Genomic DNA, 22,829 nt, shown 5'->3' on the forward strand with positions numbered 1-22,829 from the left:
CTGCGGTACCGCGGCAGCGCGGTGCGGGGGATCGGGGGCCGCGCACGGACCGGAAGCACCGCGGTACTTGAGCGCCGACCCCGCCCAGGGGCGGCGCCGGGCAAGGAGGGCCGCATGACCGTACGGCGAGTAATGGGGATCGAGACGGAGTACGGGATCTCCGTCCCGGGCCACCCGAACGCCAATGCCATGCTCACCTCATCCCAGGTCGTCAACGCGTACGCCGCGGCGATGCACCGGGCGCGCCGCGCCCGCTGGGACTTCGAGGAGGAGAACCCGCTGCGGGACGCCCGCGGCTTCGACCTCGCGCGCGAGTCCGCCGACGCCAGCCAGCTCACGGACGAGGACATCGGCCTGGCCAATGTCATCCTCACCAACGGCGCGCGGCTCTACGTCGACCACGCACACCCCGAGTACTCCGCCCCCGAGGTGACCAACCCCAGGGACGCGGTGCTCTGGGACAAGGCCGGCGAGCGCATCATGGCCGAGGCCGCCCTGCGCGCCGGCCAGCTGCCCGGAGCCCAGCCGATCCTCCTCTACAAGAACAACACCGACAACAAGGGCGCCTCCTACGGCACGCACGAGAACTACCTGATGAAGCGGGAGACCGCCTTCTCGGACATCGTGCGCCACCTGACCCCCTTCTTCGTCTCCCGGCAGGTCGTCACCGGCGCCGGCCGCGTCGGCCTGGGCCAGGACGGCCACGAACACGGCTTCCAGATCAGTCAGCGGGCCGACTACTTCGAGGTCGAGGTGGGCCTCGAGACCACCCTCAAGCGCCCCATCATCAACACCCGCGACGAGCCGCACGCCGACGCCGAGAAATACCGGCGGCTGCATGTGATCATCGGCGACGCCAACCTCTCCGAGATCTCGACCTACCTCAAACTCGGCACCACCTCCCTGGTGCTCTCGATGATCGAGGACGGCTTCATCGCCGTGGACCTCGCCGTGGACCAGCCCGTGCGCACCCTGCACCAGGTCTCCCACGACCCGACGCTGCGCCGCCTGGTCACGCTGCGCAGCGGCCGCACACTCACCGCGGTCCAGCTCCAGATGGAGTACTTCGAGCTGGCCCGCAAGTACGTCGAGGACCGCTTCGGCGCGGACGCCGACGACCAGACCCGGGATGTGCTCACCCGCTGGGAGGACGTCCTGAACCGCCTGGAGCGGGATCCGATGAGCCTGTCCGGCGAGCTGGACTGGGTCGCCAAGCGCGAACTCATGGAGGGCTACCGGCGCCGTGACGGCCTGGAGTGGGACGCGGCCCGGCTGCACCTGGTGGACCTCCAGTACGCCGACGTGCGCGCCGAGAAGGGCCTGTACAACCGTCTGGTGGCCCGCGGCAAGATGAAGCGACTGCTGGACGAGTCCGATGTGTCCCGGGCCCGCAGCAAGCCGCCGGAGGACACCAGGGCCTACTTCCGTGGCCGCTGTCTGGAGCAGTACGCCGACGACGTGGCCGCGGCCTCCTGGGACTCGGTGATCTTCGACCTGCCGGGCCGTGACTCCCTGCAACGGGTCCCCACCCTGGAGCCGCTGCGCGGCACCAGGAACCACGTCAAGGAGCTGCTGGACCGCTGCCGCACGGCCGAAGACCTGGTCCGGGTGCTCTCGGGGGGCTGAAATGGGCCGCGGCCGGGAATCATCGTGATGGCCTCGGAGCGTTGTAACAACTGCGAGGCCGATGTCGGACCCGGCTTGTAGGGTCTGATCTTGACCGATCCAATCAAGCTGGGGCGAAAAGAGCGGGGTGAGGGATATGGCGACAAAGGACACCGGCGGCGGACAGCAGAAGGCGTCGCGCACGACCGAGGAGGTCGAGGAGCAGGCGCAGGACGCGCAGGCGGCCGAAGACCTCAAGGAACGGCACGAGAAGCTGTCGGATGACGTGGACGACGTTCTGGACGAGATCGACGATGTACTCGAGGCTAACGCCGAGGACTTCGTTCGAAGCTTCGTTCAGAAAGGCGGCGAGTAGCCTTCGAATCGAAGGCAAGGGGGAGCTGGGGTTGGCAAGCGAAGAGACTGTGAAGCGCTGCTCGCGGTGTAAGCAACACAAGCCGCGAGCAGCGTTCGCGCGGAACAAGTCGATACTTGACGGCTTACAGGCCTACTGCCGGGAGTGTGCGGCCGCCTACCACCAGCAGCGGCAGCTAGCCAAGGGGCGCAACATCCGCCCTAGGGTGGATGTGCCCAGCGGACACAAGTACTGCCGTATCTGCGGTGAGATCAAGCGGCACAACGAGTGGCATCGCAACGCCGCTGCGTCTGACGGCTTGGCAACCCTCTGCAAGGCGTGCAAGGCGATAAAGGGGCGAGCAGGACATCTGAAGCGCCAGTACGGCATCACCGAAGCCGAGCGTGACGAGATGGTCGCCTCTCAGATGGGGCTTTGCGTGATCTGTCTGAAGGCTCCGGCTGCACATGTGGATCACTGCCACAAGACGGGTAAGGTCCGTGGCGTACTGTGCTTTAACTGCAACTCGGCCATCGGCAAGTTGGGAGACGATCCCGACATTGGTCGTCGAGCTGTCGCCTACCTGGAAGGAATCGCGTGGAAGCCAACACTCGTAGCACCGGGCGTCTACCAGCTGCCTTCCTGACGCCTGGTTCCTCGTCCTTCATGGACTTCCTCGGTGCCCACTCGCCCGAGCTGCTCCCGGGGAACCGTCCGCTCCCCCCGGTGCAGGGCGCGATCGAGGCCCCCCACGGCACGACGATCGTCGCGGCCACCTTCCCCGGCGGGGTGGTGCTCGCCGGCGACCGCCGCGCGACGATGGGCAACCTCATCTCCCAGCGCGACGTCGAGAAGGTCTTCCCCGCCGACGAGTACTCGGCCGTCGGCATCGCGGGCACGCTCGGCTTCGCCGTGGAGATGGTCAAGCTCTTCCAGCTGGAGCTGGAGCACTTCGAGAAGGTCGAAGGCACCATCCTCTCCCTGGAGGGCAAGGCAAACCGGCTGTCGACCATGATCCGCGGCAATCTCGGCATGGCCATGCAGGGCCTGGCCGTCGTCCCCGTCTTCGCGGGCTGGGACGTCGACCGCCAGAAGGGCCGCATCTTCTCCTACGACGTGACCGGCGGGCGCTCCGAGGAGTTCGGCTTCGCCGCCACCGGTTCCGGCTCGCTGTTCGCCCGTGGCGCGCTCAAGAAGCTGTACCGCGAGGACCTGACCGAATCCCAGACGGCCACCGCCGTCGTCCAGGCGCTGTACGACGCCGCCGACGAGGACTCCGCGACCGGCGGTCCCGACCTCGCCCGGCGCATCTACCCCATCATCACGGTGATCACCGAGGACGGCTTCAAGAGGCTCGCCGAGGCGGAGGTGTCCGAGATCGCCCGTGCCATCCACGAGCGGCGGCTCGAGGAGCCGGACGGCCCGCGGGCCTCGCTGCTCTGAGGGACGGTCGACCCGGAATGCATTCGCCAATGACAGAAAGGGACGGATAGCCGGTGACTACGCCGTTCTATGTATCGCCTCAGCAGGCCATGGCCGACCGCGCCGAGTACGCCCGCAAGGGCATCGCGCGCGGCCGCAGCGTGGTCGTGTTGCAGTATGCCGACGGCATCCTGTTCGTCGCGGAGAACCCGTCCCGCGCGCTGCACAAGGTCAGTGAGATCTACGACCGGATCGCCTTCGCGGCGGTCGGGAAGTACAACGAGTTCGAGAATCTGCGCATCGGTGGTGTCCGCTACGCCGATCTGCGCGGTTACACCTACGACCGCGACGATGTGACCGCCCGCGGCCTCGCCAATGTCTACGCCCAGACCCTCGGCACCATCTTCTCCAGCGCGGCGGAGAAGCCTTATGAGGTCGAGCTGATCGTCGCCGAGGTCGGGGACGGCCCCGAGGACGACCAGATCTACCGGCTGCCGCACGACGGTTCCATTGTCGACGAGCACGGCTCGGTCGCGGTGGGCGGTAACGCCGACCAGATCAGCAGCTACCTCGACCAGCGCCACCAGGACGGCATGACCCTGGCCGAGGCGCTCAAGCTGGCTGTCGAGTCCCTCGCCCGGGACAGCAACGGCGGAGAGCGCAGTCTCACCGCCGAGCAGCTCGAGGTCGCGGTGCTGGACCGGACGCGGCCCCAGCAGCGGAAGTTCAAGCGGGTGATGGGCGGTCAGCTGGCCCGCCTCCTGGGGGCGGAGAGCGCCGCCGCAGAGTCGGATTCGGAGTCCGAGTCCCCGGCCGAGGACACCTCCGAGACCGAGGACTGACCTCACCACCTCACAACGCGCGGCGCGCCCTGGCCCCGGCCGGGGCGCGCCGCGCGTTTTTGTCTCCGCGCCCGCTGCGCGGGAGGGCATCCGTCGCCGGACGGGGCCTAGCGCGGCGGCGGGCCGCTGGACCCCCGGGGGACGAGCTCGACCGGCAGTGTCGTGTCGCCGTGCGCCGTCTCGCCGTCCAGCACCGCCATCAGCGCCCGCATCCCGGCTGCGCCGACCGCCTCGGCGGGCAGTCGTACCGTGGTCAGTTCCGGGTCGACCGCTGTGGCCAGTGCCAGGTCGTCGAAGCCGGTGACGGAGACGTCGTCCGGTACTCGCAGTCCGAGCCGGCGGGCGGCCTTGCAGGCGCCCGCCGCCAGGATGTCGTCGTCGCATACGAGCGCCGTGGGGCGGGGGCCGGGCCGGGTGAGTGCCCGTTCGGCCGCGCGCTGCCCCTCGTCGACCGTCAGCGGGGCGGTCTCGGTGTGCACGGTGGCGCCCGGGACCGTGCCCATCGTGGCTGTCAGGGCCCGCGCGCGTACCCGGAAGGTCCAGGTGTCCACGCCGGCCGCCACATGGGCGATGCGGCGGTGTCCAAGGCCCAGGAGGTGTTCCGCGGTCTGGCGCATCCCGTCGGCGATGTCGAGGTTGACGGTGGCCGCGGCGACTTTGTCGTCGGGTGCGCTGTCGAGCATCACCAGCGGTAGCCCGCCGCCGCGTACCGCGGCCAGCGCGTCGGCCGCCATCGAGGAGGCGATCACGCCGTCGAGCGAGGCGCGGGCGGAGTCGAAGGGGTCGCGTGCCGGGCCGACCCCTTCCGGTGACGGGTAGAGCACCACGCCGAAGCCGCCTTCGGCGGCCACGCGTGCCGCGCCGGTGTAGACGCGGGCGAAGAATTCCGTGGTCAGTGCGGGGACGACGAGCAGCGCGGTCCTGGTCCGGCCGAGGCGGAGGCTGCGCGCCGCGAGGTTCGGGCGGTATCCGAGTTCGCGCGCGGCGGTGCGTACGGCTTCCACGGTGCGCGGTGAGACCCGCCCTGTCCACTTGTCGCCCAGGACCAGCGACACGGTCGCCTGCGACACACCGGCGTGGCGTGCCACATCCCGGCTGGTTGCTCGCGCCCCCGGTCCGCCGGGAGCGCGCGCTCCCGGCGTGCGGTCTCCTTGCACGCTCGCCACTTCGCCCTCCCCTCGTCGTGGTCATCTCGGTCGCCCACCGTGAGGTGGACCCGGGTCGCCAGCCATGATACGTATAACGGCGGACGTTATACGTAAAACTTCACCCGGACGCGCCCGGGGGAGAACAGGAAACGAAGGGGCAGAGCATGGCGGCTGGCTACGGGGATCTGCTGCGCACCAAGCACGCGACCCGGCTTCTCGTCGGCACGCTCGTCGGCCGGCTGCCGAATGCCACCGCCGCCCTCGCCGTCGTGCTCTTCACCCGCGCCGAGGGCGGCAGCTACGCCCTGGCGGGCGCGCTCTCCGCCGTCTACGGCGTGGGCAACGCCCTGGGGCAGCCGCTGCTCGGCCGGGCCGTTGACCGCCACGGACAGCCGCGGGTGATGCTGCCCGCGGCCGTGCTCTCCGCGCTCGCCATGGCCGTGTTCGCCGTGGTCGGGCTCGACCCGCTGCCCGTCGCGTACGCCGCGATGCTCGCCGCGGGTCTGTTCACCCCGCCCCTGGAGGGCGGGCTGCGGGCGCTGTGGCCCGGGGTGCTCGGCCGGGAGGACCGGGTGCACGCGGCGTACGCCCTGGACGCCGTCGCGCAGGAGGTGATCTTCTCCGTCGGTCCGCTGCTGGTGACCGCCCTGGTCGCCTTCTGGTCGGAGGCGGCCGCGCTGCTGGTCATCAACGCCATCGGGGTCGCGGGCGCGCTGTCGGTCGTGCTGTCGCCGCCCTCCCGGCGCTGGCGCTCGGCCCCGCGCGAGGCGCACTGGCTGGGCGCGCTGCGCTCGCGGGGCCTGCTGGTGCTCCTCGGCACCTTCTTCTTCGTGGGTGTCGCCCTCGGTTCGATCGGTGTGGCGGCCGTCGGATACGCGGACGAGCACGGCGGCGGGATGGTGTCCAGCTATCTGCTCTCCGCGCTCGGGGTCGGCGCGCTGGTCGGCGGCCTGGCGTACGGCGCCCGGCCCTGGGCCGGCCCGCCGGAGCGGCGGCTGCGGGTCCTGGTGGCCGCTCTGGCGCTCGGCTACCTGCCGCTGGTCCTGGTGCCCGGGGTGGTCGCGATGACGGCGCTGGCGGGCCTGTCAGGTGTCTTCCTGGCCCCCGCGCTCGCCTGTGTCTTCGTGGTCGTCGACCGGCACGCCCCGCGCGGTACCGTCACCGAGGCGTTCTCCTGGCTGGTGACCACGTTCGTGGTCGGCAACGCCGCGGGAACGGCCGCCGCGGGGCCGGTGATGGAGCTCGGCGGGGTCGCGGCGGGCTTCGCGGTGCCGGGGGCGGCCGGGCTGGTGGCCCTGGTCGTGCTGCTGGCCACGGCGCGCTTCCTCACCGGCGCGCCGGGCGGGGCACCGGGCGACCCGGATGTGTCTCGGGCGGAAAATGATCGCAACCGTGCCGTCGAACCCGGTTTCAGAGCAGGCCGTCAGGCGTAATGTTCAGGCATGGACCGCCGCATTTTCGGGCTGGAGAACGAGTACGGCGTCACGTGCACTTTCAGGGGACAGCGCCGGTTGTCTCCTGACGAAGTGGCGCGCTACCTCTTCCGCCGTGTCGTCTCCTGGGGCCGCAGCAGCAATGTCTTCCTGCGCAACGGCGCCCGCCTCTATCTCGACGTGGGTTCGCACCCGGAATACGCAACTCCCGAGTGCGACAACGTGACCGAGCTGGTCACCCACGACAAGGCAGGCGAGCGCATTCTCGAAGGTCTGCTCGTGGACGCCGAGCGCCGCCTGCACGAGGAGGGAATCGCGGGCGACGTCTATCTCTTCAAGAACAACACCGACTCCGCCGGGAACTCGTACGGCTGCCACGAGAACTATCTGGTGGCCCGGCATGGTGAGTTCTCCCGTCTCGCCGACATTCTCATCCCGTTCCTGGTGACCCGGCAGCTGCTGTGCGGGGCGGGCAAGGTGCTACAGACGCCGCGCGGCGCGGTCTACTGCGTCAGCCAGCGTGCCGAGCACATCTGGGAGGGCGTCAGCTCCGCGACCACGCGCTCCCGGCCGATCATCAACACCCGTGACGAGCCGCACGCCGACGCCGAGCGTTACCGCCGGCTGCATGTCATCGTGGGCGACTCCAACATGTCCGAGACGACCATGCTGCTCAAGGTCGGCGCCACCGACCTGGTGCTGCGCATGATCGAGGCGGGCACGGTGATGCGTGATCTGACGCTGGAGAACCCCATCCGGGCCATCCGCGAGGTCAGCCACGACATCACCGGGCAGCGCAAGGTGCGCCTGGCCAGCGGGCGTGAGGCGTCGGCCCTCGAAGTGCAGCAGGAGTACTACGAAAAGGCGCTCGACTTCTGCGAGCGGCGGGGCATCCGCACGGGCACCGTCGAGCGCGTCCTGGAACTGTGGGGCCGCACGCTGGAGGCGATCCGCACCGAGGAGCTCGACCGGATCGACACCGAGATCGACTGGGTGATGAAATACCGGCTGATCGAGCGGTACCGGGCCAAGAACAACATCACCATGTCGCATCCGCGGATCGCCCAGATAGACCTCGCCTACCACGACATCCACCGCCGCCGGGGGCTGTACTACCTTCTGGAGAAGCGCGGTCAGGCGGCCCGGGTGTGCAACGACTTGAAGATTTTCGAAGGCAAGTCGGTGCCCCCGCAGACGACCCGCGCACGGCTGCGCGGCGACTTCATCCGCCGTGCCCAGGAACAGCGCCGCGACTTCACCGTCGACTGGGTGCACCTCAAACTCAATGATCAGGCGCAGCGCACGGTGCTGTGCAAGGACCCGTTCCGCTCGGTGGACGACCGGGTGGAGAAGCTCATCGCCGGAATGTGACCGCGGCGCCCGGACGGCCCATGTCCGGCGCGGGGCCCCGTACGTTTCGCGTACGGGGCCCGCGGCACGTCGTAGAGTGGCGCGCGTTGCCCCCCGCAGGCTCTACCGACGAGGACTTCCGTGCGCCGACGCTCCGTACTTCTTGCCGTGCCCGCAGGCCTGCTCACCGCCGCGGGCTGCGGCAGTGAGAAAGCAGGATCCGAGAAGTCCTCCAAGACCTCGCCCTCGCCGGAGGCCGGCAGCCCTTCGGCGGAGCCGACGGGCAAGATTGTGAGCGGGCCGGTGCCGGCCATCACGGGTGGCACGAAGTTCGGCGAGAAGCCCGAGGTCGCGAAGGGCTCGGGGCAGCCGTCCTCGTCGCTGGCGGTCAAGACGGTCATCAAGGGCGACGGGGCCAAGGTGGCCAAGGGTGACTACCTCCAGGTGGACTATCTCGGTCAGATCTGGAACACCGCGAAGGTCTTCGACAACTCCTACGACCGGGGGAAGCCGGCCGTCTTCCAGATCGGCGTCGGCCAGGTCATCCCGGGCTGGGACCAGGGGCTGGTGGACAAGAAGGTCGGCAGCCGTGTGGAGCTGGCCATTCCGCCGGCCTTGGGATACGGCAAGCAGGGCCAGCCGCAGGCCGGGATCAAGGGCACCGACACCATGGTGTTTGTCGTCGACATCGTGAACGCCTTCAACGGCAAGAGTTCGGCCAAGGGCCGCGTGGTGGCGCAGACCAACGCCGACCTGCCCAAGGTGGGCACTGAGACCGACGGCAAGGCGCCCGCCATCGAGGTCCCGAAGAAGGCCGCGCCGAAGAAGCTCGTCTCGGCCTATGTCATCGAGGGCGACGGGCCGAAGGTGAAGGCCACTGACACCGTGCTCGTCCAGTACAAGGGCGTGCTGTGGGACGGCGGCAAGGAGTTCGACTCCACGTACAAGAAGGGCCAGCTGGCGCAGTTCTCGCTTCAGCAGGTCGTCCAGGGCTGGGCGGAGGGGCTGACCGGCAAGAAGGCCGGCAGCCGTGTGCTGATCGTCATCCCGCCGGACCTCGGCTACGGGAAGAAGGCCCAGCAGGGCATCCCGGCCAACTCCACGCTGGTCTTCTCGGTCGACATCCTGGCGGTTCTGTAAGACTGGGCAGGTTGCCCACCACGTAAGAGGAGCAATTTCGTGAGCATCGACAAGCCCGAGGTCGACTTCCCGGGCGGCGAGCCGCCGAAGGACCTGGAGATCAAGGACATCTGGGAGGGCGACGGTCCCGTCGCCAAGGCCGGAGCCACCGTCAAGGTCCACTACGTCGGCGTCGCCTTCAGCACCGGCGAGGAGTTCGACGCGAGCTGGAACCGCGGCACCCCGCTGGAGTTCCAGCTCGGGGCCGGCCAGGTCATTTCCGGCTGGGACCAGGGTCTCCAGGGCATGAAGGTCGGCGGCCGCCGCCAGCTGACCATTCCGCCGCACCGGGCCTACGGGGACCGTGGCGCCGGCGGCGGCAAGATCAAGCCGGGTGAGACGCTGATCTTCGTGTGCGACCTGGTCGCTGTCTGAGGTCTGCCTCGTCGACGGCCGGAGGGTGAGCCTCCGGGCCGTGGCCGAAGCGTCCGTCGAGGGCCCCTGCCGCCCGGCAGGGGCCCTCGGCTTTTGTCCCGCGTCCCCGTAGCGGTACGGTCACGGTCGTAAGGTCACGAGGAAAGGGCGTCGATGGCGATTGCCAAGGCTGAGCGGCTGATGAACCTGGCGCTGTGCCTGCTGGGGACCCGGCGCCCGTTGACCAAGCGTGAACTGCGGGAGTCCATAGAGGCATACATCGAGGCTTCCGCGGCTTCGGCGACTTCGGCTTCCGCGTCGGCGGCCGGCGCGGGCTCCGGCTCCGGCGGGAGCGACGATGCCTTCAACCGCATGTTCGAGCGGGACAAGGACGATCTGCGCGAGTTGGGCCTGGTCATCGAGACCGTGGAGAGCGTCGACGGCGAGATCGGCTACCTGGCCCGCCGCGACAGCAACCGCCTCCCCCCGATCACCCTGGACGCCGAGGAGGCCGCGGCCCTAGGCCTGGCCGCGAAGGTCTGGCAGCAGGCCCGGCTCGCGGGCGCCGCCAGCGGCGCGCTCCAGAAGCTGCGTGCCGCCGGGATGCCGCTGGCCGAGGACCCGTACGACACCCAGCCGGCCGGCGCCCTGGAGCCGCGGATCCCGGTGCACGAGGCGGCCTTCGAGCCTCTGATGGTCGCCTGCCGTGACCGCCGCCCCGTCCTGTTCGACTATCGCAAGGCGAACGCCGCCCAGCCCGGGCAGCGCCAGGTGGAGCCGTGGGCTCTGGAGTGCTGGCGCGGCCACTGGTATCTGGCGGGATGGGACCGCGAACGGGCGGCCGAGCGCGTCTTCCGGCTCTCCAGGATCACCGGCAAGGTGCGTCTGCGGGCCGGCGCGTACACCGCCGAGGTGCCCGATCATGTCACCGTGCGCGAGACGGTGGAGCGCTGGTCGGGGGAGACCGCCACCGGCACCGCCCGGATCAGACTGCGCTCCGGCCACGGTTACCCGCTGCGGGCCAGGGCGCTGCGGACCAGCCCGCTGGGCGACGGCTGGGACGAGCTGGAGATCCCGTACGGACACGGGCTCGACGCCTGGCTGGTGGAGTTCGGCCCGGACGTGGTCGTGCTGGCGCCCGATGAGCTGCGGGCCGATGTCGTCGAGCGGCTGCGCGCCGTCGCCAAGGGCTGAGGGGGGCCGCAACGCATGGCCGGAAACGCGATTGACCAGACCCGCCGGATGCTGTCGCTGGTGACGTATCTGCGCGAGCGCCCCGGCGCCCGTGTGGCCGATGTCGCCCGCGCCTTCGGTATCAGCGAGGACGAGCTGATCTCGGACCTGGATGTGCTGCCGCTGTGCGGCACCAGCTTCCGCGGCGGCGACCTGCTGGACATCGACACCGACGGCGAGTGCATCTGGTGGCACAACCCGGACGATGTCGCCGAGCCGCTGCGGCTCGCCGCCGACGAGGCCACCGCGCTGCTGGTCGCCGCCCGCGCCGTCGCCACGCTCCCCGGGCTGCGCGAGGGCGACCGGGACGCGCTGCTGCGCGCCACGGCCAAGCTGGAGGCCGCGGCCGGTGAGGCGGCAGGTGCCAGTTCCCGACTGTCGGTCACCTTCGAGTCCGAGGGCGGGGTGTTCGCCGACGTCGACCGTGCCATCGCCGAGCGTCGCCGCCTGTGGCTGCGCTACTACTCGCCCGCGCGGGACGAGCTCACCGAGCGCGAGGTGGACCCGATCCGGCTGTTCGCCGTCGGCCACACCTATATGGAGGCGTGGTGCCGGCTCTCCGAGGCGCGGCGCACCTTCCGTCTTGACCGGGTCGCGGAGATCAAGCTGCTCGACGCGCCCGCCGACCCGCCGCCGATCGAGCTGCGCGATCTGTCGGACCTGTCGGCCGGGCTGGTGCAAACCGGTGCCGAGGACCCCGAGGTGGTCGTCGAGGTCGGCCCCGGCGGGCGCTGGGTCGCCGAGTACTACCCGCACGACAGCGCGGAGGAGCTGCCCGACGGCGGCCTCAGGATCACGCTGCGCACCCCCGACCCCGGCTCGCTGCGCCGCCTGGCGCTGCGGCTGGGCAGGGACGGCAGGATCGTCTCGCCGCAGGGGCTGGCGGACAGCGCGCGGGACGCGGCGCAGCGGGCGCTCGCGGCCTATGGTGAGTGAAGGGACACGCACAGTGACCGCTGGGGGGAATCCCACCTCGGTGATCTTCAAGGCAGCCTGTCCGGACTGCCGCGGCCGATTCGAACTGGCGGCCACCGCCCTGCGGCTGGCGATCGGGGGGAGTGACCGCACCACGTTCTACTCCTTCACCTGCCCCGACTGCGGGTCGGCGGTGCGCAAACCGGCGGGGGAGCGGATCGTGGAGCTGCTCACGGGCGGCGGGGTGAGAACCCTGCGGCTGCACTCCAAGGTCTGAGCCCACAGGGCTTGGGCGCGCCCCGACGGGTGGAGTTCGAAGCCGAGGGGTGAGGATCGGCGGCCCGGGCCCCCGATAGGCTCTGGTCCATGTTCTGGCCGATGCTCGCCCTCGCTCTCGCCTTCACCGGGATCGCCGTTCTCGCCGTGCTCGCCGTACGGGTCTTCGTCGAAGTGCGCGGGCTGGCGCGGCAGGTGGGGGAGAGCTCGCGGCAGATCACCCGGGCCGCCGAGGACCTGGAGCGGGCCACGGCCCCGCTCGGCGGCCAGGTGGACGCGCTGCGCCGGGGGCCGCACACCGGGCTTTCGTCGGACCCGGCGGCCGACTGAAGCCAGGGACTGACGGACAGGTCGGCGGGGTAGGCTGCTTGGCGCAGTCGTGACCGCGGCGGTGTGGTCGCAATAGGGAGTATGCACGGGGATTGCCCAGGGTTTACCCCAGCGGGTTACGATCGCTGCCAGCACTAGCACGCCAGTCCGATACCCAAACGGCAGGCATGAAAGTTACGCCGCCCCGGCGAGAAGGTAGTCGCACATGCTCGGCAATCTCAGGCCCACCGAGATCATTCTCATTCTCGTTGTCATCCTGCTGCTCTTCGGTGCCAAGAAGCTTCCGGACATGGCTCGGTCCCTCGGCAAGTCGGCCCGCATCCTCAAGAGCGAGGCCAAGGCCATGAAGAAGGACGACGAAGCGGCGAAGACCACCGAGGCCGCCCAGGCGGCGCCTGCCGACCCGGCCGCGCAGCAGCCCGCGCCGCGGACCATCCAGGCGGCTCCCGGCGATGTGACCAGCTCCCGCCCGGTCACCGAGCCGAACCGCACCGCCCAGGGCTGACGGAGCCGACGCAAGCCGAGAGTGCCGCCGTGGCTCGCTGAGCCGACGACGGCCTTCGCACGAGACGAGGACGTGGGTTGCTCAAGTCTGCCCGCAAACAGCAGAGGGATCCCGAGGGGCGGATGCCGCTCGCGGAGCATCTGCGAGAGCTGCGCAACCGACTGCTGAAGGCGGTCGTCGCGATCATCGTGGTCACGGTCGTCGCGCTGATCTACTACAAGCAGATCGCGGAGTTCCTGACCGGACCGGTGATCGACAGCGTCGGCTGCAAGAAGGGCGAGGGCATCGGCGGCGGGCATCCCGAGCCCTGTGCGCAGATCACCGCCAACGGCCTTCTCGCCCCCTTCACGATCATGCTGAAGGTGGGCCTGATGACGGGCGTCGTCGTCTCCAGCCCGATCTGGCTCTATCAGCTCTGGGCGTTCCTCGCGCCCGGCCTGCACAACCACGAGAAGAAGTACGCGCTCGGCTTCGTGGCCGCCGGTGTGCCGCTGTTCCTGGCCGGCGCCTGGCTCGCGTACGCCGTGCTGCCGACCACCGCCGGGGCGCTGGTCGGCCTCACCCCCTCGGACTGGGACAACCTGTTCCCCGCGGACGAGTTCTTCGACATCGTCACGCGCATGGTGATCGTCTTCGGCCTCGCCTTCGAACTCCCGCTCCTGCTGGTGCTGCTGAACTTCGGCGGGGTGATCACCGGTCGGCGGATGCTGGGCTGGTGGCGGGGCATGGTCGTCGGCATCACCGTCTTCGCCGCGGTCGCCACCCCCACCGGCGACCCGCTGACCATGTCGCTGCTCGCGGCGCCCATCGTGGTGCTGTACTTCGGCGCCACCGGCATCTGCCTCTTCAACGACCGCCGGCGCCGGCGCGGCAACCCGGACGCGGGGCTCGACGACGACGAGGCCTCCGACCTCGACCTGACTCCCGCGCCCGTCGGCGACGTCGAGCCGGTGTCCCGCCCCGACGATCCGGAGGACCCGGGCCCGACCCGGCGGAACGGCTACGACGACGTCACCTGACCCGAGTCGGCCGGGCCGGTGACCTGAACCGGCCCGGCCGATAGGGTCCGCGCGTGACCTGCGACATCACCCTCTTCGTCAACCCGACGGCGGGCCGCGGGCGCGGCGCCCGCGCCGCCCGGCCCGCGGCCCGGGCCCTGCGGGACGCCGGATTCGGCGTCCGGACCGTGGTGGGCGCCGACGCCGCCGAGGCCCTGGGGCGGGCCCGTGAGGCGGTGGCCGGCGGCACCGGGGCGCTGGTGGCCGTCGGGGGCGACGGCATGGTCTCGCTCGCCCTCCAGGCGGTCGCCGGGACCGGCACCCCGCTCGGGGTGATCGCCGTCGGTGGCGGCGACGACTTCGCCCGGGCCACCGGGCTGCCGATACACGACCCGGTGGCCGCGGCCCGCTCCATCGCCGCCTCGCTCAAGGGCGACGGCGGCCGCGCGGTCGACCTGGGGCGGGCGGGAGACGTCTGGTTCGGCACCGTCCTCGCCTCCGGGTTCGACTCCCGGGTCAACGAGCGCGGCAACCGGATGCGCCGGCCGAGCGGCCGGCTCCGCTACGACCTGGCCATGCTCGCCGAGCTGGCTGCCCTGCGGCCCGTCCGCTACCGGATGAGCCTGGACGGCGGGCCGGAGCGGGAGGTGGAGGCCACCTTGATAGCCGTCGGCAACGCCGCCTCGTACGGCGGTGGCATGCGGATCTGCGCGGACGCGGTCCTCGACGACGGGCTCTTCGACATCACGGTCGTCGGCCCGTGCAGCCGCACCACGCTGCTGACGGTCTTCCCGCGCGTCTACCGCGGCACCCACCTCGGCCACCGGGTGGTCACCAGCCACCGGGCCGCCTCGGTGTCCCTGGCCGCCGAGGGCCTGACCGCGTACGCGGACGGGGAGCGGCTGGGACCGCTGCCGCTCACCGCCGCCACCGTGCCCGGCGCCCTGCGCCTGCTGGGAGCGCCGGGGCGGCTCGCGGGCCCCTGATCCCGGCCGCGTCCCCCGCTCCGTCCCGAGGGGCGAGAAAGATCGCGTGCGTTGTCGGAGGCGGCCGGTAGTCTCGTACGTACGATGACCGACGAGCTGACTCCCGCCGAGCGCTACACCGCGGCCCGTCTGCGGGCGGCCGAGGAGGCCACCGCGCTGGCCCCCTTCCGCGAGATGTACGACTTCGAACTGGACCCGTTCCAGATCGAGGCGTGCAAGGCCCTGGAGACCGGGAAGGGCGTGCTGGTCGCCGCCCCCACCGGCTCGGGCAAGACCATCGTGGGCGAGTTCGCCGTCCACCTGGCACTCACCCAGGGCCGCAAGTGTTTCTACACCACGCCCATCAAGGCGCTGTCGAACCAGAAGTACACCGACCTCGTCAAGCGCTACGGCGCCGACCGGGTCGGTCTGCTCACCGGTGACAACAGCATCAACTCCGACGCCCCGGTGGTCGTGATGACCACCGAGGTGCTGCGCAACATGCTGTACGCGGGCTCCCAGTCGCTGCTGGGGCTCGGCTATGTGGTGATGGACGAAGTCCACTACCTCTCCGACCGGTTCCGCGGCGCCGTCTGGGAAGAGGTCATCATCCACCTCCCCGACTCGGTGACGCTGGTGTCCCTGTCCGCGACCGTCTCCAACGCGGAGGAGTTCGGCGACTGGCTCGACACCGTCCGCGGCGACACCGAGGTGATCGTCTCCGAGCACCGCCCCGTCCCGCTGTGGCAGCACGTGCTGGCCGGGCGGCGGATGTACGACCTCTTCGAGGAGAAGAGCACACCGGGGGACGGCCAGAGCGGCCGCCGGGAGGTCAACCCCGACCTGGTCCGGGTGGCCCGCATGGAGAGCACCCGGCCGAGCTTCGGCCGCGACAAGCGCCGCGGCCGGAACAACATGCGCGAGGCCGACCGCGAGCGCGAGCGCCGTCAGCGCAGCCGGATCTGGACCCCCGGCAGGCCCGAGGTCATCGAGCGGCTCGACGCCGAGGGGCTGCTGCCCGCGATCACCTTCATCTTCAGCCGGGCCGGCTGCGAGGCGGCCGTACAGCAGTGCCTGTACGCCGGGTTGCGGCTCAACGACGAGGCGGCGCGCGCCCGGGTGCGCTCCCTGGTCGAGGAGCGCACGGCCGGCATTCCCGACGAAGACCTGCATGTGCTGGGCTACTTCGAGTGGCTGGAAGGCCTGGAGCGGGGCATCGCCGCCCACCACGCCGGAATGCTGCCGACGTTCAAGGAGGTGGTGGAGGAGCTGTTCGTCCGCGGGCTGGTCAAGGCGGTGTTCGCCACCGAGACCCTGGCGCTCGGCATCAACATGCCCGCGCGTTCCGTGGTGTTGGAGAAGCTCGTCAAGTGGAACGGCGAGCAGCACGCCGACATCACCCCCGGCGAGTACACCCAGCTGACCGGCCGGGCGGGCCGGCGCGGCATCGACGTCGAGGGCCACGCCGTGGTGCTGTGGCAGCGCGCGATGGACCCGGGCGCCCTCGCCGGCCTGGCCGGCACGCGCACGTACCCGCTGCGCTCGTCCTTCAAGCCCTCGTACAACATGGCGGTCAATCTGGTCTCGCAGTTCGGGCGACACCGCTCCCGCGAGCTGCTGGAGACCTCCTTCGCGCAGTTCCAGGCCGACAAGGCGGTCGTCGGCATCTCCCGGCAGGTGCAGCGCAACGAGGAGGGCCTGCGCGGCTACCGCGCCTCCATGACCTGCCACCTCGGCGACTTCGACGAGTACGCGCTGCTGCGCCGCGAGTTGAAGGACCGCGAGACCGAGCTGGCCCGGCAGGGCGTGGCGCAGCGGCGCGCGGCCGCGGCGGACGCGCTGGAGAAGCTCCGCCCCGGCGATGTCATCCACGTCCCGACCGGGAAGTACGCCGGGCTCGCGCTGGTGCTCGACCCCGGGCTGCCGGCCGGGCGTACGGGCGGCCACCGCGGCCTGGAGTACCACGACGGGCCGCGCCCGCTCGTGCTCACCGCCGAGCGCCAGGTCAAGCGGCTGGCCGCGATCGACTTCCCGGTGCCGGTGGAGCCGCTGGAGCGGATGCGGATCCCCAAGTCCTTCAATCCGCGCAGCCCGCAGTCCCGCCGGGACCTGGCGTCCGCGCTGCGCAGCAAGGCGGGCCACCACGATGTGCACCGCCATCGCAAGCAGCGCTCGGCCGCGGCGGACGACACCGAGATCGCCCGGCTGCGCGCCGCCATCCGGGCCCACCCCTGCCACGGCTGCGACGAGCGCGAGGACCACGCCCGCTGGGCCGAGCGGTACCACCGGCTGCTGCGCGACACCCGCCAGTTGGAGCGGCGCATCGAGGGGCGCACGAACACCATCGCGCGCACCTTCGACCGGATCTGCGCCCTGCTGAGCGAGCTGGGCTATCTCAGCGGCGAGGAGGTCACCGACGACGGCAAGCGGCTCGCCCGGCTCTATGGCGAGCTGGACCTGCTCGCCAGCGAGTGTCTGCGCGACGGCGTCTGGGAGGGGCTGAAGCCCGAGGAGCTCGCGGCCTGCGCCTCGGCGCTGGTCTACGAGGCGCGGGCGGCGGACGACGCGCTGCCGCCCAAGCTGCCCGCGGGCCGGGTCAAGGAGGCGCTGGGCGAGATGGTCCGGATCTGGGGCCGGCTGGACGCCCTGGAGGACGACCACAAGATCAAGCAGGCGGAGGGGGTCGGTCAGCGCGAGCCCGACCTGGGCTTCGCCTGGGCCGCGTACCGCTGGGCCTCCGGACACGGGCTGGACGAGTTGCTGCGCGAGATCGAGATGCCGGCGGGCGACTTCGTGCGCTGGTGCAAGCAGGTGATCGATGTGCTGGGCCAGATCGCCGTGGCCGCCCCGCCGGACGGCACGGTGGCGCGCAGCGCCCGCCGGGCGGTCGACGGGCTGCTGCGCGGCGTGGTGGCGTACTCCTCGGTGGGCTGACTCCACCGCGCGGCGTTCTTCACGGGCCGGGTCCGGCCGGGGCGAGTTCCCGGCCGGACCCGGCCCGTTTCGTATGCCGCTTCCCGCTGTCCGTGCGTGGCCGTGGAGTCGGCGCAATCGCGATACATCGCGGTTGACGCCTCTGCCGAGTCGCGATATGTTCGGCGACGGATATACGGGGGCGAGGTGATGACGGTGTCGGCGAAGCGGCGCAAGCTGAGCAACCCCTTGGCGCTCGCGGTGATGGCGCTCCTGAGCGAGCGGCCGATGCATCCGTACGAGATCGCGCAGGTGCTCCGGCGACGGGGCAAGGAACACAGCATCAAGATCAACTACGGGTCGCTCTACACCGTCGTCCAGAACCTGGAGAAGCACGGCTTCGTCGAGGTCGCCGGTACCCAGCGGCAGGGGCTCCGCCCCGAGCGCACGGTGTACGGACTGACCGAGGACGGCCGCCGCGAACTGCACGAGTGGCTGGCGGAGCTGGTGTCCGTCCCCGCCCGGGAGTACCCCGCCTTCTCGGCCGCGCTCTCGCTGATCCTGGTGCTGCCCATCGACGAGGCCGATCGGCTGCTGCGGCAGCGGGCCGAGACGCTGGAGGCCCGGGCCGAGGCCCTCGACGGCTCGATCGACGCGCTGGAAAAGGACCTGCCGAGGGTGTTCCTGCTGGAGACGGAGTACGAACTGCACATGATCCGCGCCGAGATGGAGTGGGTCCGGTCCCTGCGCGCGGAGCTCGCGGCGGGCAGCCTCACCGGAGCGGCCGCATGGCGGACGCTGAGCCGGACCGGCGAGATGCCGGCGGAATGGGTCGAGATAGAGGAGAGAACCAACCCGGAGAAGTGAAACCGGAGCAGTGAAGAAGGCCCCGGCGCGCGCTGCGCCAACAGCGCACGCCAGGGCCCTGACCCCGGACCGGACCTGCGGCGATGGCAGGCCAGGCGATCGAGGTGCGGCACACCCAGGATAGCCCGGCTCTCCACCCGCGGATCGGTACGGCGGATTTCGCACGCGACGAATCGACGTCGTACGACAGATCAGAGTGGAGACACGCCGCCATGGCGCCAACAACCGGGGGACGCACCCCGCATCACACGCGCACCCGCGCGCTCGCAGTGGAAACCGACCAACTGGTCAAGACCTACCCCGGCGGGGTGAAGGCCCTGGACGGCATGGAGCTGGCCGTCGAGGCGGGCATCGTCTTCGGCCTGCTCGGACCCAACGGGGCCGGGAAGTCCACCACCGTCAAGATCCTCACCACCCTGGCCCGCCCCGACGCGGGCACCGCGGCGGTCGCCGGACACGATGTGCTCCGCCACCCCGGCCGGGTGCGCGCCGCCATCGGCGTCGTGGCCCAGAAGTCCGGCGCCGACCCGGTGGCCACCGGGCGGGAGAACCTGCTGCTCCAGGGGAGGCTGTACGGGCTGCGGGGCACCGCCGCCGCCCGCCGCGCCGACGAACTCCTGGACCGCTTCGACCTCGCCGACGCCGCGAACCGCCCGGTCAAGGGCTACTCCGGCGGCATGCGCCGCAGGCTCGACGTCGCGCTCGGGCTCGTACACCGCCCCGAGGTGCTCTTCCTCGACGAGCCCACGACCGGGCTCGACCCCGAGGCCCGCGCCGCCATGTGGGACGAGATCGCCCGGCTCGCGGGCGAGGAGGGGCTGACGATCCTGCTCACCACGCACTACCTCGAAGAGGCCGACCGCCTCGCCGAGCGCATCGCCATCGTCGACCGCGGCCGGGTCGTGGTCGAGGGCACCCCGGACGAGCTCAAGGGCGAACTCCGCGGCGACGCCGTCCACCTGGAGCTGCGCGAGACCGTCGCGGACGGCGCCGAGCCCCCGCTGCGCGACGCGCTCACCGCGCTGCCGGGCGTGCACGAGGCGGCCGTGGACGGACGGCGGGTCAGCGTCCGCGCCGACGACGGCGCCGCCGCCGTGCCCACGCTGCTGGCCGCCCTGGAGCGGTCGGGCGCCGCCGTGGCGACCGCGACCGTCGCCCGCCCCTCCCTCGACGACGTCTATCTGCGCTACGCGGGCCGCAGCTTCACCGAGGCGGAGGCCGCGGCCGGGGCGCCCGTGCCGGCCGGTGCCGCCGGAGGTGCCCGATGAGCGCGGCCCTCGCCCAGACCTGGTACATGACGCAGCGCCAGCTGATGGCCTACTGGCGCCAGCCCGTCTTTCTGCTGATCAATCTGGTCCAGCCGGTCATCTGGCTGTTCCTCTTCGGCTCCCTCTTCCGCAAGGTCACCGACCTCGGCGGCTTCGGCACCGGCTCGTACCTGGACTACCTGGTCCCGGGCATCGTGGTGATGAGCGCCCTGTCCTCCAACATGTGGGCGGGCATGGGAACCCTGGAGGAGATCGAGCGGGGCACCCTCAACCGCTTCCTGACCACGCCGGTCTCCCGCGGCGCGCTGATGAACGGCAATGTGGTCTCCCAGGGACTCAGCACCGCCGTGCAGTCCGTCATCATCGTGGCGCTCGGCAAGCTCGGCGGCGCCGACTACCCGGGCGGCATCACCGGGACGGCCCTGCTGATCGTGGCGTCCGTGCTGCTCGGCACGGTCTTCGGCGCGCTCTCCAACGCCCTGGGCATGCTGGTCCGGGAGCGGGAGTCGATCATCGGCATCAACACCTTCCTGCTGCTGCCGCTGACCTTCCTCTCCGAGGCCTTCATGGCGCCCTCCCTGATGCCGGGGTGGATGCGGCACATCGCCGACTTCAACCCGGTCAACTGGGCGCTGGTGGCAGGCCGTTCGGCCATGGCGGGCGACCCGGACTGGGGTGATGTGGCGAGCCGCGGCGGGGCGCTGCTGGCGCTCGCGCTGGCCGCGGTCTGGCTGTCGACCCGCACCTTCCGGTCGTACCAGCGGTCGGTCTGACCGCAGCCGTGCGCGCGGCGGCCCCGGCGGTGGCACTCCACCGCCGGGGCCGCCCGGCGCTCGTCGTCCCGGTAGGTCGTCCGGCTCCGGGGCTCAGGCCGCCGCGGCGCCGGTGGCTCCCGCGGCGTCCGCGGCGCCTTCTTCCGCCTCTATCCGCTGGTTCCACTCCCGCTTCGACGCCTGCCAGCCGTCCTCGTCATGGCCGCGGCGCCAGTAGCCGGAGATCGACAGCCACTCGCGCGGGATCTCCCGCTCGATCCGCAGATAGCGGCGGACCTCCTTCACGAATCCCGCCTCGCCGTGGACGAACGCGTGCAGCCGGCCGGACGGGAAGTCCAGCGCGCGGACGGCCGCCACCAGCGACTCACCGCCCCGCCCGCCGCCCCGGTGCAGCCAGCTGACCCGCGCCCCGTCCGGCACGCTCAGCTTGAGCTCCTCCTCCGGCCCGGCCACCTCGATCAGGGCGTGCACCAGCGCGCCCGCCGGCCCGTCGGCGAGCCGCTCCAGCGCGACGGCGATCGCGGGCAGCGCGCTCTCGTCGCCCACGAGCAGATGCCAGTCGGCCTCCGGGCTCGGCGCGTACGCCCCGCCGGGGCCGAGGAAGAGGACCTCCTCGCCCGGCTCGGCGCGCGCGGCCCACGGCCCGGCCAGGCCCTCGTCCCCGTGGATCACAAAGTCCAGGGTCAGCTCCTGGGCCGCGGGGTCCCAGGCGCGCACGGTGTACGTACGGGTGCGCGGCCACTGGTCGCGCGGGAACTCGGCGCGGACCCGCGCCAGGTCGAACGGCTCGGGGTAAGTGACGCCCTCGGCCGGGAAGAGCAGCTTGACGTAGTGGTCGGTGCACTCGCCGGCGGCGAAGCCGGCCAGGCTGCCGCCGCTCAGCACCACCCGCGTCATGTGGGGCGTCAGCCGCTCGGTGCGGGCCACCCGCGCCCGGTTGAGCTGCGGGGTCTTGCGGGCAGGACGCTCTGCCACGGCCACCTCCCTGATCCACAAACGAGTTAGGGTGACCTAACCTAACACCTCACCCTTCAAGAGTGGAGAGCAGCCGGCGCAGCGATCCGCCGAGCCCCCACCGCTCCGCCAGCGCCTCCAGCGCCCGCTCGTCCCGCGGCGCCCGCGGCAGCGCCGGGTCGAAGGCCGGCAGCGGGACGTCCGAGGCCACCCGCACCACCTTCGGCGCGACCGCCACGTACTCCCGCGCCTCCGCCAGCCGCCTGCGCTGCGCCGGGGTGATCTTGGACGCGGGGTCGGCGGCCGCGGCCATGATCCCGGCCAGGTCGCCGTATGCGGCGAGGAGCTTGGCCGCGGTCTTCTCGCCGATCCCCGGGACGCCCGGCAGCCCGTCGCTGGTGTCGCCGCGCAGCAGCGCCAGATCCGCGTACCCCGCGCCGCCCACGCCGTACTTCTCGCGCAGCGCCGCCTCGTCGAAGACCTGGAGCGTGCCCACCCCCTTGACCGGGTAGAGCACCCGCGCCGCGCGCCCGTCGTCGACGAGCTGGAACAGATCCCGGTCGCCGGTGACGATGTCGACCGGGCCCGTCGCCCGGCCCGCGAGCGTGCCGATGACGTCGTCGGCCTCGTAGCCCGCGGCGCCCACCCGGGCGATCCCCACCGCGTCCAGCACCTCGTCGATCACCGGGACCTGCGGCGAGAGGGTGTCGGGCACCTCCTCCTGGTCCACCCCGCCCCCCTCCGGGGCCTCCTCGGCCACCCGGTGCGCCTTGTACGAGGGGATCAGGTCGACCCGCCACTGCGGGCGCCAGTCGAAGTCCATGCAGGCCACGAGGTCGTCGGGGTGGTGGTCCTGGACCAGCCGGGCGATGAAGTCGAGCAGCCCGCGCACGGCGTTCACCGGGGTGCCGTCGGGGGCCCGGACGGAGTCCGGCACCCCGAAAAAGGCGCGAAAGTACAGGGACGAGGTGTCGAGGAGCATCAGGCGTCGGGTCACGCCTCGATGATGCCGCACCCCACCGACACTCCCACCCCGGATATGTGACGTGGGTCACCGATTGGTTTACGCCAAACGGTTCAGGGCAGGCGCGCTGCCGGAGCGGACCCGTTAGGTAAGGAAACTATTGCAACGGGCAAGCGGTCA

The 22,829-nt window shown here is 71.3% G+C and carries 23 protein-coding genes; 20 read left to right on the plus strand and 3 right to left on the minus strand.

The window, feature by feature from the left end; all coding sequences use genetic code 11:
- Positions 1-114: 114 nt before the first annotated feature.
- The 5 genes from dop to prcA all read left to right on the plus strand — a co-directional run bounded on the left by dop (position 115) and on the right by prcA (position 4,224).
- Positions 115-1,626: a depupylase/deamidase Dop gene (gene dop / locus ACH4S9_RS14050; RefSeq protein ID WP_352133376.1), complete on the plus strand. Its 1,512-nt coding sequence runs from the start codon at positions 115-117 to the stop codon at positions 1,624-1,626.
- 136 nt (positions 1,627-1,762) lie between these two features.
- Positions 1,763-1,981, plus strand: a complete 219-nt coding sequence (locus ACH4S9_RS14055) for a ubiquitin-like protein Pup (RefSeq protein ID WP_311725296.1) — start codon at positions 1,763-1,765, stop codon at positions 1,979-1,981.
- A 31-nt stretch (positions 1,982-2,012) separates the two neighbouring features.
- Positions 2,013-2,606 (plus strand): endonuclease VII domain-containing protein, encoded by a 594-nt coding sequence (locus ACH4S9_RS14060; protein WP_398371929.1) that lies wholly within the window; start codon positions 2,013-2,015, stop codon positions 2,604-2,606.
- On the plus strand, positions 2,558-3,403 hold the full coding sequence (gene prcB / locus ACH4S9_RS14065) for a proteasome subunit beta (RefSeq protein ID WP_398371931.1): 846 nt from the start codon (positions 2,558-2,560) through the stop codon (positions 3,401-3,403). Before ACH4S9_RS14060 ends, prcB begins: the two co-directional genes overlap by 49 nt.
- A 53-nt stretch (positions 3,404-3,456) precedes the next feature.
- Complete coding sequence (gene prcA / locus ACH4S9_RS14070; protein ID WP_398371933.1) at positions 3,457-4,224, plus strand: proteasome subunit alpha; 768 nt, start codon at positions 3,457-3,459, stop codon at positions 4,222-4,224.
- Positions 4,225-4,331: 107 nt separating this feature from the next.
- Here prcA and ACH4S9_RS14075 read toward each other — a convergent pair whose 3' ends face one another.
- The gene (locus ACH4S9_RS14075; protein ID WP_398371935.1) at positions 4,332-5,312 is read right to left on the minus strand and encodes a LacI family DNA-binding transcriptional regulator; all 981 of its coding nucleotides are present in this window, start codon (positions 5,310-5,312) and stop codon (positions 4,332-4,334) included.
- A gap of 224 nt (positions 5,313-5,536) precedes the next feature.
- On the opposite strand from ACH4S9_RS14075, the gene ACH4S9_RS14080 reads away from it, so the two are divergent.
- The 15 genes from ACH4S9_RS14080 (at position 5,537) to ACH4S9_RS14150 (ending at position 20,731) form a co-directional block, all read left to right on the plus strand.
- Positions 5,537-6,805 (plus strand): MFS transporter, encoded by a 1,269-nt coding sequence (locus ACH4S9_RS14080; protein ID WP_398371937.1) that lies wholly within the window; start codon positions 5,537-5,539, stop codon positions 6,803-6,805.
- A 9-nt stretch (positions 6,806-6,814) separates the two neighbouring features.
- Positions 6,815-8,176, plus strand: coding sequence for a Pup--protein ligase (gene pafA / locus ACH4S9_RS14085; RefSeq protein ID WP_311725302.1), 1,362 nt, complete (start codon positions 6,815-6,817; stop codon positions 8,174-8,176).
- A 120-nt stretch (positions 8,177-8,296) separates the two neighbouring features.
- Positions 8,297-9,295: an FKBP-type peptidyl-prolyl cis-trans isomerase gene (locus ACH4S9_RS14090; RefSeq protein ID WP_358845548.1), complete on the plus strand. Its 999-nt coding sequence runs from the start codon at positions 8,297-8,299 to the stop codon at positions 9,293-9,295.
- Positions 9,296-9,334: 39 nt separating this feature from the next.
- Positions 9,335-9,709 (plus strand): FKBP-type peptidyl-prolyl cis-trans isomerase, encoded by a 375-nt coding sequence (locus ACH4S9_RS14095; RefSeq protein ID WP_311725304.1) that lies wholly within the window; start codon positions 9,335-9,337, stop codon positions 9,707-9,709.
- A gap of 153 nt (positions 9,710-9,862) precedes the next feature.
- Positions 9,863-10,882 (plus strand): WYL domain-containing protein, encoded by a 1,020-nt coding sequence (locus ACH4S9_RS14100; protein ID WP_311725305.1) that lies wholly within the window; start codon positions 9,863-9,865, stop codon positions 10,880-10,882.
- 15 nt (positions 10,883-10,897) lie between these two features.
- Complete coding sequence (locus tag ACH4S9_RS14105; protein WP_311725307.1) at positions 10,898-11,857, plus strand: WYL domain-containing protein; 960 nt, start codon at positions 10,898-10,900, stop codon at positions 11,855-11,857.
- Positions 11,847-12,113 (plus strand): hypothetical protein, encoded by a 267-nt coding sequence (locus tag ACH4S9_RS14110; protein ID WP_311725308.1) that lies wholly within the window; start codon positions 11,847-11,849, stop codon positions 12,111-12,113. Before ACH4S9_RS14105 ends, ACH4S9_RS14110 begins: the two co-directional genes overlap by 11 nt.
- 89 nt (positions 12,114-12,202) lie before the next feature.
- Positions 12,203-12,442, plus strand: coding sequence for a hypothetical protein (locus tag ACH4S9_RS14115; RefSeq protein WP_311725309.1), 240 nt, complete (start codon positions 12,203-12,205; stop codon positions 12,440-12,442).
- A gap of 205 nt (positions 12,443-12,647) precedes the next feature.
- Positions 12,648-12,947: a Sec-independent protein translocase subunit TatA gene (gene tatA, locus ACH4S9_RS14120; RefSeq protein ID WP_311725310.1), complete on the plus strand. Its 300-nt coding sequence runs from the start codon at positions 12,648-12,650 to the stop codon at positions 12,945-12,947.
- Positions 12,948-13,024: 77 nt separating this feature from the next.
- Complete coding sequence (gene tatC, locus ACH4S9_RS14125) at positions 13,025-13,966, plus strand: twin-arginine translocase subunit TatC (RefSeq protein WP_311725311.1); 942 nt, start codon at positions 13,025-13,027, stop codon at positions 13,964-13,966.
- Between the two features lie 53 nt (positions 13,967-14,019).
- Entirely contained in the window at positions 14,020-14,931 is a 912-nt protein-coding gene (locus ACH4S9_RS14130; RefSeq protein WP_398371943.1) for a diacylglycerol kinase, read from the plus strand.
- A gap of 84 nt (positions 14,932-15,015) precedes the next feature.
- Positions 15,016-17,844, plus strand: coding sequence for a DEAD/DEAH box helicase (locus tag ACH4S9_RS14135; RefSeq protein ID WP_398371945.1), 2,829 nt, complete (start codon positions 15,016-15,018; stop codon positions 17,842-17,844).
- A 189-nt stretch (positions 17,845-18,033) separates the two neighbouring features.
- Complete coding sequence (locus ACH4S9_RS14140; RefSeq protein WP_358845543.1) at positions 18,034-18,690, plus strand: PadR family transcriptional regulator; 657 nt, start codon at positions 18,034-18,036, stop codon at positions 18,688-18,690.
- A 212-nt stretch (positions 18,691-18,902) separates the two neighbouring features.
- Positions 18,903-19,958 carry an ATP-binding cassette domain-containing protein gene (locus ACH4S9_RS14145; RefSeq protein WP_352133391.1) on the plus strand — a complete coding sequence of 352 codons (1,056 nt, stop codon included), beginning with the start codon at positions 18,903-18,905 and terminating at the stop codon, positions 19,956-19,958.
- Complete coding sequence (locus tag ACH4S9_RS14150) at positions 19,955-20,731, plus strand: ABC transporter permease (RefSeq protein ID WP_385351794.1); 777 nt, start codon at positions 19,955-19,957, stop codon at positions 20,729-20,731. Before ACH4S9_RS14145 ends, ACH4S9_RS14150 begins: the two co-directional genes overlap by 4 nt.
- A gap of 93 nt (positions 20,732-20,824) precedes the next feature.
- On the opposite strand, the gene ACH4S9_RS14155 is transcribed toward ACH4S9_RS14150, so the two are convergent.
- A complete protein-coding gene (locus ACH4S9_RS14155) occupies positions 20,825-21,706 on the minus strand; it encodes a siderophore-interacting protein (RefSeq protein ID WP_311725317.1) in 882 nt (293 codons plus the stop codon).
- Between the two features lie 49 nt (positions 21,707-21,755).
- Positions 21,756-22,667 carry a 5'-3' exonuclease gene (locus tag ACH4S9_RS14160; protein ID WP_358845565.1) on the minus strand — a complete coding sequence of 304 codons (912 nt, stop codon included), beginning with the start codon at positions 22,665-22,667 and terminating at the stop codon, positions 21,756-21,758.
- Positions 22,668-22,829: the final 162 nt, after the last annotated feature.

This window comes from Streptomyces sp. NPDC021225 (genome assembly GCF_044332865.1).
In the GTDB taxonomy this organism is placed as follows: Bacteria; Actinomycetota; Actinomycetes; order Streptomycetales; family Streptomycetaceae; genus Streptomyces.